The organism is Streptomyces aurantiaciflavus, assembly GCF_049808595.1.
In the GTDB taxonomy this organism is placed as follows: Bacteria; Actinomycetota; Actinomycetes; order Streptomycetales; family Streptomycetaceae; genus Streptomyces.
Genome location: NZ_JBNCAQ010000034.1, coordinates 91,749 through 105,479 on the forward strand (window position 1 = coordinate 91,749; position 13,731 = coordinate 105,479).

General features: G+C 67.7%; 18 protein-coding genes. 8 read left to right on the top strand and 10 right to left on the bottom strand.

The window, feature by feature from the left end; translation table 11 throughout:
* The first annotated feature begins 42 nt into the window (after positions 1 to 42).
* The 3 genes from ACPT94_RS32840 (at position 43) to ACPT94_RS32850 (ending at position 1,611) form a co-directional block, all read left to right on the top strand.
* Positions 43 to 282, top strand: a complete 240-nt coding sequence (locus ACPT94_RS32840) for a colicin E3/pyocin S6 family cytotoxin (protein ID WP_425247475.1) — start codon at positions 43 to 45, stop codon at positions 280 to 282.
* Positions 275 to 622 (top strand): hypothetical protein, encoded by a 348-nt coding sequence (locus ACPT94_RS32845; protein ID WP_425247476.1) that lies wholly within the window; start codon positions 275 to 277, stop codon positions 620 to 622. The genes ACPT94_RS32840 and ACPT94_RS32845 overlap by 8 nt, the downstream gene beginning before the upstream one ends.
* Positions 623 to 750: 128 nt before the next feature.
* The gene (locus ACPT94_RS32850; RefSeq protein WP_425247477.1) at positions 751 to 1,611 is read left to right on the top strand and encodes an ImmA/IrrE family metallo-endopeptidase; all 861 of its coding nucleotides are present in this window, start codon (positions 751 to 753) and stop codon (positions 1,609 to 1,611) included.
* Between the two features lie 65 nt (positions 1,612 to 1,676).
* On the opposite strand, the gene ACPT94_RS32855 is transcribed toward ACPT94_RS32850, so the two are convergent.
* From ACPT94_RS32855 to ACPT94_RS32900, 10 genes are all read right to left on the bottom strand, one after another.
* Positions 1,677 to 2,900, bottom strand: coding sequence for a tyrosine-type recombinase/integrase (locus ACPT94_RS32855; protein ID WP_425247478.1), 1,224 nt, complete (start codon positions 2,898 to 2,900; stop codon positions 1,677 to 1,679).
* Positions 2,900 to 3,139, bottom strand: coding sequence for a helix-turn-helix transcriptional regulator (locus ACPT94_RS32860; protein WP_123188331.1), 240 nt, complete (start codon positions 3,137 to 3,139; stop codon positions 2,900 to 2,902). The genes ACPT94_RS32855 and ACPT94_RS32860 overlap by 1 nt, the downstream gene beginning before the upstream one ends.
* Entirely contained in the window at positions 3,132 to 4,427 is a 1,296-nt protein-coding gene (locus tag ACPT94_RS32865; RefSeq protein ID WP_425247491.1) for a replication initiator, read from the bottom strand. Before ACPT94_RS32865 ends, ACPT94_RS32860 begins: the two co-directional genes overlap by 8 nt.
* Positions 4,428 to 4,587: 160 nt before the next feature.
* On the bottom strand, positions 4,588 to 4,833 hold the full coding sequence (locus ACPT94_RS32870) for a SpdD protein (protein WP_425247479.1): 246 nt from the start codon (positions 4,831 to 4,833) through the stop codon (positions 4,588 to 4,590).
* A 25-nt stretch (positions 4,834 to 4,858) separates the two neighbouring features.
* Positions 4,859 to 5,053 carry a hypothetical protein gene (locus ACPT94_RS32875; RefSeq protein ID WP_425247480.1) on the bottom strand — a complete coding sequence of 65 codons (195 nt, stop codon included), beginning with the start codon at positions 5,051 to 5,053 and terminating at the stop codon, positions 4,859 to 4,861.
* 15 nt (positions 5,054 to 5,068) lie between these two features.
* A complete protein-coding gene (locus ACPT94_RS32880) occupies positions 5,069 to 5,260 on the bottom strand; it encodes a mobile element transfer protein (RefSeq protein WP_425247481.1) in 192 nt (63 codons plus the stop codon).
* A gap of 11 nt (positions 5,261 to 5,271) precedes the next feature.
* Positions 5,272 to 5,898 (bottom strand): DUF2637 domain-containing protein, encoded by a 627-nt coding sequence (locus ACPT94_RS32885; RefSeq protein ID WP_425247482.1) that lies wholly within the window; start codon positions 5,896 to 5,898, stop codon positions 5,272 to 5,274.
* Positions 5,899 to 5,987: 89 nt separating this feature from the next.
* Complete coding sequence (locus tag ACPT94_RS32890; protein WP_425247483.1) at positions 5,988 to 7,343, bottom strand: FtsK/SpoIIIE domain-containing protein; 1,356 nt, start codon at positions 7,341 to 7,343, stop codon at positions 5,988 to 5,990.
* Positions 7,343 to 7,699, bottom strand: coding sequence for an SCO3933 family regulatory protein (locus ACPT94_RS32895; RefSeq protein WP_425247484.1), 357 nt, complete (start codon positions 7,697 to 7,699; stop codon positions 7,343 to 7,345). The genes ACPT94_RS32890 and ACPT94_RS32895 overlap by 1 nt, the downstream gene beginning before the upstream one ends.
* A gap of 169 nt (positions 7,700 to 7,868) precedes the next feature.
* Positions 7,869 to 8,657, bottom strand: coding sequence for a GntR family transcriptional regulator (locus ACPT94_RS32900; RefSeq protein WP_425247485.1), 789 nt, complete (start codon positions 8,655 to 8,657; stop codon positions 7,869 to 7,871).
* Between the two features lie 109 nt (positions 8,658 to 8,766).
* Here ACPT94_RS32900 and ACPT94_RS32905 point away from each other — a divergent pair, with 109 nt between their 5' ends.
* The 5 genes from ACPT94_RS32905 to ACPT94_RS32925 all read left to right on the top strand — a co-directional run.
* Positions 8,767 to 9,174, top strand: coding sequence for an NUDIX hydrolase (locus tag ACPT94_RS32905; protein WP_425247492.1), 408 nt, complete (start codon positions 8,767 to 8,769; stop codon positions 9,172 to 9,174).
* A gap of 46 nt (positions 9,175 to 9,220) precedes the next feature.
* Positions 9,221 to 9,649: an ATP-binding protein gene (locus ACPT94_RS32910; protein ID WP_425247486.1), complete on the top strand. Its 429-nt coding sequence runs from the start codon at positions 9,221 to 9,223 to the stop codon at positions 9,647 to 9,649.
* Positions 9,643 to 10,023, top strand: a complete 381-nt coding sequence (locus ACPT94_RS32915) for a hypothetical protein (RefSeq protein ID WP_425247487.1) — start codon at positions 9,643 to 9,645, stop codon at positions 10,021 to 10,023. The genes ACPT94_RS32910 and ACPT94_RS32915 overlap by 7 nt, the downstream gene beginning before the upstream one ends.
* 589 nt (positions 10,024 to 10,612) lie before the next feature.
* Positions 10,613 to 10,945, top strand: a complete 333-nt coding sequence (locus tag ACPT94_RS32920) for a trypco2 family protein (RefSeq protein WP_425247488.1) — start codon at positions 10,613 to 10,615, stop codon at positions 10,943 to 10,945.
* An 84-nt stretch (positions 10,946 to 11,029) separates the two neighbouring features.
* Positions 11,030 to 13,731, top strand: a 2,702-nt coding sequence (locus ACPT94_RS32925; RefSeq protein WP_425247489.1) for a tetratricopeptide repeat protein, incomplete at its 3' end; no start/stop codon positions are given.

Sequence of the window (13,731 nt, forward strand, 5' to 3'; positions counted from 1 at the left end):
CACTAGTGCAAGTGGTCTGTGCGACCGATACATTGAGTCGTCGTGGTCTACACCCCTATGCCGGCGAACTGCTTCCTCAGAACCCCTCGCTACCGTAAGGAGTTCAAGTACGGTGAAGAACGATGGGTCGACCAGATATCAGGACTCATCTACACCTGGGACGGTGAGCACGGTGGGGAAGTCGAGGTGTTCTCCAAGAGAGGAAGACATCGGGGCGTAGTCGACGCAATAAATGGTGAGTATATTAAGGATCCAGTGAACGGGAGGAGGATAAGTGTCTAGCGACAGCGAGTTCAATCGAGAGACTTTTGTTTCGGCTGCATTGAACGGCCGCGCATCCGTCGACGATCTCGATGATTACATCGACGATTGGCATGACGAGGGAAGTGATCTCCCTTTGTATGAGTATTTGGGGATGACGCGAGATGAATACCGACTGTGTACTGAGCGTCCAGAGGCGTTGCGTTTGATTTTGTCTGCCCGGAAAAAGGGCCGACCGTTCACCGAGGAGATCAAGGCCGCCGCCGCTGTCCAGTCTAGCTACGCTCTTGCGGCGCGGGCTGAGTCTGTGGATCAGGCTAAGGGTGTCTATGACTGGCTGGTGAGGAGGGGGCGAGTCTGAGCGCTCCTGCCACTCGGGCGAAGGTCCTAATCGATAAACTAGGGCTCACACCGCCCATTGACATCGAGGCGCTTGTCTCTTCTAAGGCTGACCTGCAATGGGATGAATGGCCTTACGAGTGCGATGCGGTGACCTTCCTTGACCGTGCTCGGCCTCTTGTCGTGGCCCATAGCGGGCGTCCAGAAACCCGTAAGCGTTTTACGCTGGGGCATGAACTAGGGCACATCGAACTCGCCTGGCATACAAACATGGTCGAGTGCTCGCCCGAGGCCACTAATGTCGAGATGGCGAGCAATTCCTTCGAGATTGCTACGCTAGAGCGGGAAGCTAACGAATTTGCGTCAAATCTGTTGGTTCCTCCGGCGTGGCTGAAGCCAGCGACCAGCGGGATCACCCACTTCGACGAAGATCAAGTGATCGAAGTCCTGGCGCATCTTGCGAAGGCTGAAGTTTCTGCTACGGCTGGACTTATAGCCTTGTCGCGCACCCTGCTTCCTGGACACGCCTTTTTCGTAGGATCCAGCTTCTCTCTCAGCCCTGGGACTCCCTGGCCGGGAGAACGTCCCCTGTCCTTGTCGGCACGTGTGAGATACCTTGCGAACGCACACAGCATTATTGAGGTTGAACATCAGGGCGTGCGAGTGACATGGGCTCAGATGTACAGTCCGGTCGAAGCGCCGCTGCTGTCAAGCAATGATACGCGAACCTCTACGCAAATACTGAAGGATATAACTGCGCGTGTGATAAGCGGCTACGACTCTTACTCGATTATCCAATCGGTTAGTGGCGTGGTTGGTGGATTAACCAAAGATGTCGATCGCGGGTGGACGGCTGAAGCCATTGCCGCCGTTGTTGCTCAACGCATCTCTCGGAACGAGAAACTTGCATCACTGGCTGCCGATCCGGAGTTCGGTATTTTCGTACTGCGAAAATCGGCAGAAGTAATGTCTAAGCGTGCGCAACGAACGGCGTTCAAGAATGAAATCTAATCGAGAGTGAAGGCGGTCGGTTCTTGGTAATCCATCCCCGACCGCTAAGCCGCATAGGCATTTCGCTAGGTGCCGAAGACGGAGGCGATTGCCTTCCTCGTGCGTTCTTGGCTGGACGGCATTAGGTGAGCGTACACGCGGAGGGTCAGGCCGGGGTCCGAGTGACCCAGGTACTCGGCGAGGGCCTTGATGTTCTCCCCGGCGTCCAGGAGCACCGAGGCGTAGAAGTGGCGCAGCGCGTGCATGCCGTTCTCGCGTGACTCCGCGTACGGCTGGCCCCGCTCAGGCACGGGGATGACGCTGGCCGCGGCAAGCGCCGGTTTCCACGCTTCCTCGTTGAGCGACGTACGCCAGACGTGCCCGCCACGCGGCCCAGTGAAGATCAGCCGCTTGGTCACCGGAGGTCCGTCCGCCACCTTCCACGGCAAGGTGATCTCGACCGGCGGGAACCGCTTCATATGGGACCGGAGCGCGTCAGCGACCGGGCCGGGGAGCGGTACGTCCCGCAGCTTGCCGCCCTTCGGCGGAGCGAACACCGCCTTGCTGCGGCTCAGCTTCAGTTGCTGCACCACGTGGAGCGTGTCCGAGGCGAAGTCGATCGCGTCGACGGCCACGCCCAAGATCTCGCCCTGACGGAGCCCGCAGCCGCCGCCCAGGTCGACCATGGCTTGGTAGCGCTCGGGCATGGCGGCCCGGACGGCGAAGACCCGCTCGGGCGTCCAAGGCACGATGCGCTTGTTATCGACGGTCGGCGGCCGCACGGACCGGGCAGCGCACGGGTTGCGGGGAAGGTGACCGTCGTCCACGGCCGCACTGAGCGCCGCCCGCACGTTGGAGTAGATCGTCCGGGCGTACGACCCCCGGACGCCGTTCTCCTGCAACTGCCGTACCCAGTCGCGGATATGTGCCGGCTGGAAGGAGCCCAGCGGGCGCGAGCCGAGGTAGGGGAAGGCGTGCAAGCGGAGTTGTGACTCCATCGAGGCTTGGGTGTTCGGGTCGGCGCCCTGCGTGGCGACCCAGCGCTCGGCGTACTGCTGGAAGGTGATCCGGGCGGCGCGCGGGTCGATGTACTGCCCGCGGGCCATGTCCGCTTCGATGTGCGCCAGCCACTGATCAGCGAGCCGCTTCTGGCGGTCGGGAAAGCTCTTGGACTTCTCCGTACCGTCTGGGCCGACGTACCGAGCGCGGTAGCGGAGACCGGACCCGTAGCGCTCGGTCTTGACCTTCCGCACCTTCCCGTCCGGTCCGGTCTCGGTCCTGTACCAGCGGTCCTGGATGTGCCCAGCCATCAGGCGGCAGCCCCTTCCCGCAGGGACTCCACCCAGGCTTGGACGTCCGCAGGGTCGTAGCGCAGGTGCCGGCCGACCCGGAAGCCACGGGGACCGGTGCGCTTGCGACGCCATTGGTAGACCGTCTCGACGCTGGGCAAGTCGAACATCGCCACGAGGTCGTCAGGAGTGAGGTACCGCGACGGCAGACCACGCGGCTCGGAAACCGCTTCCGCGACGGCGAGGCGTCGGCTACCCATGGGTGGGCTCTCCTTCTGTTCCGGGGGCTGGTTCGAGGGATGCGGCAAGCCAGGCTTCGGTGTCCGAGAGACCAATCCCGGCGAACACCCAGTGCGCGAGGACGTACGTCGTGTCGGTCTCGGGACCGTTCGTCGCAGCGGCTTGGGCCCGTCGCCATTCGGCGCGTGCGTCGCGGAGGGCGCCGAGGGTGGTGGAGTAGCGGCGGGACTTGGTGGAGAAGTGGCCGCGGAAGCCGAGCATGTGGGCCCAGGCCCGCAGGCGGAGGTGTTCGAGGTCCTTGCGGGCGCCGAGGGTCCAGGCAGTGCGGATCAGGCGGCGGGCGTGGTCGCTGATGTCGAGCTGGGCCAGCTCAGCGGCGAACTTCAGCGGCCGGTCGAGAGCTCCCGTGGCCGTCTCGGCGCCCTTGGTGGCGTACTTGGCGATGTAGGCGGCGACGGCCCGCTCGGTCAGCTCCTGGCCGTCGTTGAAGTCGGCGGACCGGATGGTGCGGACATCGAGTTGGCGACCGAAGGTGAAGGTGTGGGCGCGGCCGTCGACGACCGGCCCGTCCACCCGGACCTTGGCAGTAGCGGCGCGGATGGCGTCGGTCAGCAGCTCGGCGGTGGCCCAGGCCGGCGGGGCGGTGTCGCCGCCTCCGGGGCCGTCGAGGCGGATGACGGCGTGGAAGTGGACGGCGCCACGCTTTTGGTACTCGGCGACCTTGGCGAAGGACACCCGCGCGTGCTCGCGAAAACGGCGCTGGGACAGGCCCGCGCGCTTGGCGACCTCCCGGCGCAGGTAGGTCGAGAAGCGCTGCCAGAGCGCCCCAGCGTGGGCGTTCCACAGCACGGCCGCTTCGTAGTCGTAGGTGTCCGGGTCGAGCGGGGTGCCGAGGGCGGGGTCGTCCTGGTCGTGGCGGACGCCGCAGCGGCAGGGGCGCACCGTTCCGGCCGGGCCGGTGGGGCGGTTGTGGACCGGGCCGAAGCTCGGCGCGGTGAAGGTGGCGAAGACGCGTGGGTGCGCGGCGACCTGTTCGGGCAGGCCCTTGCCGCCGCGCAGTCCGGCGGTGATCAGGTGGAAGGTGTCGCGACGGTAGACCTCGGAGCAGGCCGGGCAACGGGTCGTGCGGCGGTTGTTGCAGCGGACGAGCACTTGGCCGGCGGGCAGGTCGGCCGAGTCGAGGTGCTGGAGGACGCGGCCAATCTCGCCGGTGGACGTGTCGACGTCGTACTCGGTGCGGTGGCCGTCGAGGCGGATCGGGTTGGTGCAGCCGCCGAGCCCGGAGAGCTGCCGGAGGATACCGGGCAGGGTGCCGTGCGCGGCGAGCTTGGCCAGTTCCGGGAGCGGTGGCGGGGTGGGGCGGGTGAAGATGGCTTTTCTCCTTCTGGCTGTTCGGGTCGGGAGTGAGGGCCCGGGGCGGCCGGATGCTTGGCGGTGTCGTGGCCGCCCCGGGACCCAGTGATTGGGCTCAGCGGCGGTGGTGCTCGCGGAGCAGGGAGCGCAGGACGACGGCGGCGACGGCCACCGAGACGGCCGAGACGGCGACGGCGGCCAGGAGCGCGGTAAGGACCACACCGCCGGTGAGCACGGCCACGATCGCTCCGGTACTGATCGAGACGGGCGGCAGCGAGCGCCGTACGGGCGACGGATCGGCCGGGGTGTGGGTGTGCGCGGGCGGCGGGGTCGGGCTGTCGGGGTACTTGGGCAGGAGCACGGCGGATCTCTCCTTATCTACTCGTCTAGTCATGTAAGCCGTTTATGATGTCCACGCCCGAGCGCGTGCCGGACTCGATGGCGGGGGCGAGGAAGGTGTGCGAGAGCCAGAAGCCGAAGAGGGCGACAAGGACGACGACCCAAGTACGGACGCCGAGGAACTTGACCGCTCCCCAGGCGAAGAAGCCGAGGACGACGACGAGCGGGAGGCTTACGGTCACGGGTTACGGGTCCTTTCAGCGGATGGGGCAGCGGTGGGTACGGGCGGCCAGCTCAGCGGCGGCCCGGCTGTCGTAGTCGGCGGAGAAGTTGCAGCGTGGGGCTGTGCAGGCGGCGGTGTGCTTTTCGCGGCCGCGGTGGTCGTAGGCGGTGCCGACCCGCACCGGGCCGATGCGGGTGACGTTGCGGAAGCGGCGGTTGGCAGGCATCGGGCTTCCTTTCAGAGGTGGGCGGCGATGGCTTCGGCCATGGGCGCCGGGACGCCGAGGCGGGCACGGAGGGTCGGGGTGTCGATCGGGGCGCCGGTGCGGGTGTGGTGCTCGGCGGCGACCTTGCGGGCGTGGTCGATGAGGGCGGCCGGCACCGGGACAGGTGGGCGTTCCGGTGATGCCTCGATGGCGGGCGGCTCGGGGGCAGGCGGCTCGTGGATGGGTTCGGGGCCGTCCTCCTGGTCCTCGATGACCTCGGCGCCCGTGGCCGTCTTGGGTGCGGAGTGGGCGAGGAGGGTCCCGCCGAGGAAAGCCACAGCGGGCCAGCCCGCGACGAGGATGCGCAGCCAGGCCGGGACGTCGCCGAGGTCGAGCAGGCCGGCGGTGGCGACGTTCGCGCCGAGGGAGGCTGCGAGCGCGATGATGAACCAGCACCAGGCCGCTGCCTTGCCAGTACCGGAGCGCAGCCGACGCCAGGCGGCGACGAGCAGCAGGTCCACGGACACCGGGTAGGCCCAGGCTTTCCAGCCGTCCTGTCCGGCCGCCACGGCGACGTCATGGATGTGAGCGAAGGACAGCGCTGCGGCGATGAGCGCCTGCACGAGCACCGCGTCCACACGGGCCAGTTGGGCGCGCACGATGGCGACTCCTTCCGGGTTCGGGCATGGGAGGGGTAGGGGCGTGGCGCGAGGCAGTCACGCCGGCCAGTGGAGCTTTGCGGGGGCGGCTAGACGACGTCGGCCAGCGGCTCGACAGACCGCACGGCCACGTCGGGACGAAAGAGCTTCAGCGCGGGTACGTCGGGGACCAGGTGGGCCGTCTCCCGGCAGATGTCGGCGGCGTCGCCGAGCGAGAGGTAGGGGGTGCGGATGCGGGACCAGCCGCCGGACGTGTCCCCCGCAACGGCGAGGCCGGGGCGTTCGGGGGCGATGGCGCAGGCGGCGAGGACGGCTTCCGGGGCGATGTCGCCGAGGGCCATCTTGGCGGAGGCTTCGTCGTTGACGCGGTGGCAGACGCGGCCGGTCAACTGGGCCCGGAGCATGGTCGCGCCCTTGCCGAGTTCGGCGCCGAAGCGCTGCCCGCAGACTTCGAGGTAGATGCCGGCCGCGCGGCCGAGCTGGGCGAGGCGGATGAGCTGGGTGACCATCTCGTCGCGCCGTTCCTCGTCCTTGCGGGTGGCGGTGAGGAAGAGTTCGGCCACCTCGTCGACGAACAGGACGACGGGCACGGGCCGATCATGCTCGGGCAGTCCCCAGATGTCCGAGGTGATCTGCTCGTCAGGAGTGCTGGGGGCGATGCCCTGGCGGGCTTTGATCAGGTCGTATCGGTCCTCCATCTCCTTCACGAGGACCGGCAGCAGTTCCGCGGCTTCGTCCGGGTCGGTGGCGAGAGCGGACAGGCGCGGGGCGAAAGGCGCCAGCTCGACGCCGCGCTTGCAGTCGACGCCGACGAGGGCGACGTTCTGACGGGCGAGCCCGGAGACGAGGTGGCGCAGGTACATGGACTTGCCCGAGAGCGTTGCGCCCAGGGTGAGTTGGTGGGGCACGGTCCTGTAGTCGCGGATGAAGGGCATGGCGTCCTCCCGCAGCGCGACCGGCACCTTGAGGAACCCGGCGTCGACCTTGCGCGGCATCCGCACCTTGCGCAGGACATCGAAGCCGACCAGCCGCAGTTCCACGACCCCCGGCTTGACGGTGGTGACGTACACGGCGTGGACACCCCAGGCGTGCCGCAGCCGTTCGGCCGAGGCCGCGACGTCGGCAGGCTCCTGCCCCGGAGCGAGGCGAAGACGGAGCCGTAAGCCGGTCGTGGTAGGCCGGATGATGCCCCGCCGGGGCGGTACGGGCCGGACCTCCCGCCGGGTGGTGGCCTTGACGGCGAGGATCCGCAGCCGGGAGGGAGCCACGGTCAGGCCGCAGGCTTCCATGACCGAGGCGTACGAGCTGAGCAGCCTCAGGGTGGATATCGGACCGCCGACTGCCGACCAGTACACGGCCGGGTGATTGGCCCGGGCGTAGGCGGCCCCGCCGCCGAGCGCGGCGACAGGACCACCCACCTCCAGAAGCGTCGCGAGATCGGTCATCAGGCCGTGGCCCCCATGGCGGCCGGGAAGGCGGCCGGGGTGACAGCGGCGGCACGGTAGGCGATGCCGTGACGCTGCTGCCCGTTGAACACGGACTCCCACGGCCGGGCAATGAGCCCCGGGAGCGAGACCGGCGAGCCGAGGACCAGCCCCTCGGAGACGCCGCCCTCGGGAACGGTGACCTTGATCAGCGAGGACTCCCCGTCCTCGATGTAGACGACGCCGATGGTCATCAGCGCCTCACCGCTGACGGCGTCCTTGGCGATCTCGCCCGTCTGCCGGTCGCGGACCTTCGGTTCCGGGGCCTCCGTCAGCAGGATCGTGGCGGCGGAGGTCTCAACGCGGATGGTGCGCAAGGCACACTCCTGTCTACTCGTCTATACATGTAGCAACCTGCGAACCCGATCTCACGGGCTCGCGACGATCACCTTGCCACACAACTTGCCCACTCGTCTATACGAGTACGCCTGTTGGGGTGTACGAGTTCGGAGAAGCGTCCCCCGCGCACCACCGCCGATCACCCGCTCACGTGGCCGGGAGCTGGTATGACAGCACGTAGGCATCCGCCGCCATGACCGTGTCGCAGACCTCCACGGGCCGTCCCTCGGTGTCGAAGGCCGTCCGGATTAGGTGGATGACGGGCACGCCGGCCGCCAGGTGGAGTGTCTTGACCTCGGCGGGCGAGGGCATCCGGGCACGGATCTCCTCCTCGAAGTGGTCGAGGCGGTGCCCCAGCTCCTCGAGGCGGGCGTAGATACCGCCAGGACCGGGGTTCGGCTCGGCGATCTGCGTCCCGCGCGCGATGTCGAGGGGCAAGTAGGAGGTCGCGAACTCAACCGGCCGCCCATCGAGGAGGTACCGGCGCCGCCGTGCGAGCACCCGCCGCACGGACCCGAGCCGGGTGGAGACGTCCTGACTGGCCTTCTCTTCCTTCACCTCAAGGCTGTCGACCTGCGGGTGACTGCCGGCCGCGTCCGCCTCCACGATGAACGCGGACTTCCCCTGCTCACGGTGGCGCCGGGCGAAACGGTCGGAGGCGAGACGCCGCACAGGCGGACGCGGCCGGACGAAAACGCCCTTGCCGTGCTCGGCATGCACCAGGCCCTCGCCCTGGAGGACGGAAAAGGAGTTTCTGACCGTCATACGGGAGACCCCGTAGTGGTCCACCAGCTCGGCCTCCGAAGGGAGCTTTTCGCCCTCCCGGAATCGCCCACGGTCGATAGCTTCGCGCAACTGGTCGGCGATCTGCCGGAAGACCGCACGATCGCTCGTGGGGTCGAGATCACCGAGGAGGCCCGAAGGAAGAGGGCTCACGTGTGTACTCCTTTAGGTATCTAGACGAGTGGGCGAGTGTTGTTGCTACGGTGGAGAGCCTAGCCATCCGAGAGGGCCGAGGAACGTGAGCACAGACCGCCCGCACTCCGTGAGCGTGGCCGGAGTCGTCGTCGACGACCGGGGCCGGGCCCTCCTGATCCAGCGCCGCGACAACGGTCACTGGGAACCGCCGGGCGGAGTCCTCGAACGCGAGGAAACCATCCCCGAAGCCCTGCAACGCGAAGTCCTCGAAGAGACCGGCATCAAGATCGCACTTCCCGCGACCCTTACCGGCGTCTACAAGAACATGACGGGCCTGATCGTCTCGCTGGTCTTCCGCTGCGAGGCCGCCGACGGCGCGCCCACCACCGGCGACGAGACCCGCGCACTGCGCTGGGCCACCCGCGAAGAAGTCTCCGAACTCACCGACGAGGCGTACGCGATCCGCGTCATCGACGCGCTCGACGCGGCGTCTCCGCCGGCCATCCGCGCCCATGACGGCGTGAAACTCGTCTAACCCGAACCCGCTGCACACGGCGGCCTACCAGCATGAAGGAACTTGTATGCACGAGTATACGAGTACAGCTAGGGTCTGGGGACTGTCTTGCCCAGGTTTCCCGGAAGAGGTCAGCCGGGCCCGCCGCTGGACCCGAGACATCCTGTGCGGCTCCCCTTTAGCCGAAGACGCCGAACTGATCGTCAGCGAACTCAGCGCGAACGCGATCCTCCACACGGCCAGCGGCGGCGCACAGGGCGGCTTCCACCTGGCTCTTGCCGTCTCGGCGCAAGTGGTCGCGGTATCGGTGACGGACGACGGAGACACGGACACAGCCCCCAAGGTTGAGCAGCAGGACCAGAACGCCGAACACGGCCGCGGACTCGGCATGGTCACCGCACTCGCCCATCGCGTTGCCGTCCACGCCACCGACCACGGCCACACGGTCACTGCGGAGCTCTTCACGGACGCACGCCGAGGAGAGCACCCATGCTGAAGACGACGATTAAGTCCGGCTTCTGGTGCGAGTGCTGGACGCAGGACATGGCCGAGCAGCAGGCGCCGGCACTGGTCGGCTCCTACGACGCGTACTCGGCAGTCGAAGCGAACAAGTGGGTAGCGACGATCCTCCGCACTATCTCACCAGCGCTGGACACGGCCGCGTCACAGGAGGCATGGACACGGCTCCACGACCACCGCATCGACACGAGACGAGCCCTCCTGCATCGCGAGCACTTCACCGTGTCCATCACGCACGTCGATCTGCGCATCACATGGACTGTCCGACCAGCACTCTTCCTGCCCCTCGCACACCGACAGGGCGCGGAACCTCCCATGTGCGCATACGACTTCAAACCGCTCACACCCTGAGTGGCTGTCAAGCATCACCCGGGACCGGACAGCCCAAGACTCCCAACTGCGTTACAACTTTCTCTACGGGTTCAAGGCGGCTCGCTCCGCTCACCGCACGCGGCCCGGCCCCCGGCCGGGCCTGCGCTCCTGTCTCCGCCCCGCTCCAGCCCGGCCGGCGCCCGTGCCGCGCGCACAGCAATCAGCCGCCTGATGCCAGAGAAGGGGTACGTCGTGGCTGGGGCGGTCGGCTCCGCGGCTTTAGGCAGCCACTTTGGCGCGAGCCTCTAAGATCATGGCCCCAACGTCGTGCCTTACCGGGCAGGTCCACAGACTGCCCGACGCGCCGGAAGCTTACGGGGCCATGATCACTCGCGCCAAAGCAGCTCCAGCCCAAAGCCGCTACGCCGACCTTGGCGGCGCACAGTACTCACTCCCGCATTTCCGTTGATCAGAAATGGTCACGTAGACCCTTGTTTCCAGATGGTTTCGGTCTTTTCTGGTGTGTGGGAGGGTGCGGGAACCTCTCGGTTGGTGGTGGTCGTCTGCGTGGGTGCACCGTCTTGTGCGGACAGCAGTTTGTGCAGCAGGGAAAGGAGCGGGGCCGGGGATGGCTGAAGAGATCGGTATTGCGGAGGCTGTGGAGCATCTGCGGGCGGAATTGGTGGCCGCCGCGGCAGGCAACGACAGTGGTCCGCGGTTCGAGGTGGGGCCGGTAGAGCTGGAGTTCTCGGTGGAGATGCGCAAGGAGGGCAAGGGCAAGGCCGGATTGAAGGCGTGGGTGGTGTCGGCCGATGCGGAGGCGTCAGTATCGAAGGCTTCGGTGCACCGGATGAAGCTGGTGCTGACGCCGAAGGACACCACAACCGGCAGCGCGTATCACGTGAACACCGACCGACAGGATGAGACGGGCGAGGTGCTGGGGTCTCGGTTCGGCGAGTAACCGGGGCGGCATCCGCGCTGCGGGCGGCCCGCGCGTGGATCAATTGGTGGGGCCCAAGGACCGGCATCGGAGAGGTAGGGCGGGATGGACAGGGCACGGGTGGTGGTGGTGCGGTCCGGTGATGCCCGAGGGTCGGGGTATGTGCTGGGCGGCCGGCTGGTGCTGACGGCCGCGCACGTGCTCAAGGACCGCGGGCGGGTGTCGGTGCAACTGCCCAACCGTGCCGGGCGGGTGCCGTGCCAGGTGGTGTGGGAACGGCTGGAGGACGGCCCACGGGGATGGGATGCGGCGCTGCTGCTGGCTGGGGAAGATCTGTCGGACAGGCCTTTACCCAGCGTTCGGTGGGGGCGACTGGTGACCATGCAGGCCTGCCCCGCACAGTCTCTGGGCTATCCGGTCGTGGGGCAGGCCGGCGCCGCTGCGGTGTCGCTCGTGCAGGTTGACGGGCGAGTGCCGCCGGAAAGCGGCCGGGACAGGGACCGGTACGTCCTGGTCGGTGAGACGGGGGCCGAGCCACAGGAGGGCACCTTGCCATGGGGCGGGATGTCCGGGGCGGCGTTGTGGTGCGGCAGCGCATCGGGGATGGTGCCGCTGCTGACCGGGGTGGTGGCTGGTGATCCGCCCGGCTGGAGTCACACCCGGCTAGAAGCGGTGCCGGCCTATGTGCTGGCCTCGGATCCGATGGTGCGGGAGCTGGTCGAGGAGCACACCGGGCGGGCGATGCTGTTGGAGCCCGCGGACCTGCAACACCTCGCCGACCGCACCGCGATCCCCCGGCCACCACGCTCCCCGGCCGATCTGTTGCGCCCGGAGCAGGCAGTGGTGTCCTTCATGGGACGCGAAGACCTGCTCGATGACCTGACCTACTGGTGCCAGCCACCCCCGGGCCAGACGCAGCCCACCCTCCATGGGAGGCCAGCCGAGGTGTGGGGGTGGGAGCAGAGTGTGGTGCAGGCTCGACTGCTGACCGGGGCGGGCGGTGCGGGCAAGACCCGGCTCGCCGCCGAACTCGCCGCCCGGATGACGAGCCAGGGCTGGATCGCGATCCGCCTGACCACCGATACAGAAGTGCCTCTGCATTCCCTGTCCCAGGTGCGTCGGCCCCTGCTGGTTGTCGTCGACTACGCCGAGACCCGTATCCCACAACTCCATGCCCTGCTGGAAGCCGTCGATCATGACCAGGTCACAAGACCTGTACGGGTGCTGGCCCTGGCCCGCGCCGCGGGCGACTGGTGGACCCGGGCCACCGAACACTCCCATTGTCAGGCCCTAGCCACCGCCCCAGTCACACGGGTCCCGGCCCTGCACCACACCCCCCAGGGTCGCGCCACCGCCTATCGGCAAGCCCTTGGCGATTTCAGCATCCTGCTGCGCCGGCTCTTCCCCACCACCGACTGGGCGGCTTTCCTGCCTACCCTCACCACTGCGGCCGCGATGCCCGCACTATCAGGCGCCGAGTTCGACACGCCCTTGTCAGTGCAGATGGCCGCCCTCCTCGCCCTCCTCGACACCACCGGCATCCCGCAGGCCCTTGGCCGGGCCACCGCGTTGGAAGGCAGGCTGCTGGGACACGAACGCAAGTACTGGGACGAGACTGCCAACAGTCCTGAACGGGGTCTGACCGGGGAGCGCAGCGGGGCTGAGACCCGTGCTCTCGCCATTGCTCTAGCTTGCCTGGTCTCTGCGGCCGATCGCGATCATGCCCGAGCGCTCCTGGCCCAGCTCCCCGGCCTGGCCGACGACAGCGCTGGCGCTGTTCGCGGGGCGCTGGCCACCTGGCTCGCGGACCTTTACCCGGCCCCGGCAGTCTCCCTATGGGGCAGCCTCCAGCCCGATCGAATCGCCGAGTATCACATAGGCACCCAGCTCGGACGCGAACCTGGCCTGTTCACTCGCATCCTGACCACCCTCCCTGACGCATCTGCTGCGCAGGCCCTGACGGTCTTGGCCCGCGCTGCCCAGCACCCCCACCACCACAACGTGATCAGCAGCATCCTGTGCGATGCCGTCATCACGGCCCCGACCGTGCTGGGACCGGCCGCCCTGACCACAGCGACCCGCACACCCCACCCCGCCCCCCTGATCGCTGCCTTGACACGCCTGACCCGCACCACGCAGGACGTCATCGTGCTGTACCACCTCAGCGATCAGCTACCAGACTCCACCCTGGCCCTCAGTGAATGGGCCGCCGATCTCAGTACCGCCCTGGTGGAACACCACGACACGCACGATCCCGACTTGTTTTATCTCGCCGGCTCGCTGAACAACCAGTCCAACCGGCTGGCGGACCTGGGGCAGCAGGAGGAAGCCCTCACCGCCATCACCCGCGCCGTCGAGACCTACCAGACCCTGGCAAAGCAGCGACCCGACGCCTTCCTCCCCAACCTCGCCGCCTCGCTGAACAACCAGTCCAACCGGCTGGCGGACCTGGGGCAGCAGGAGGAAGCCCTCACCGCCATCACCCGCGCCGTCGAGATCGACGAAGCCCTGGCAGAGCAGCGACCCGACGCCTTCCTCCCCAACCTCGCCATGTCGCTGAACAACCAGTCCAACCGGCTGGCGGACCTGGGGCAGCAGGAGGAAGCCCTCACCGCCGCCACCCGCGCCGTCGAGACCTACCAGACCCTGGCAGAGCAGCGACCCGACGCCTTCCTCCCCAACCTCGCCATGTCGCTGAACAACCAGTCCAACTGTCTGGCAGGCCTGGGGCAGCAGGAGGAAGCCCTCACCGCCGCCACCCGCGCCGTCGAGACCTACCAGACCCTGGCAAAGCAGCGACCCGACGC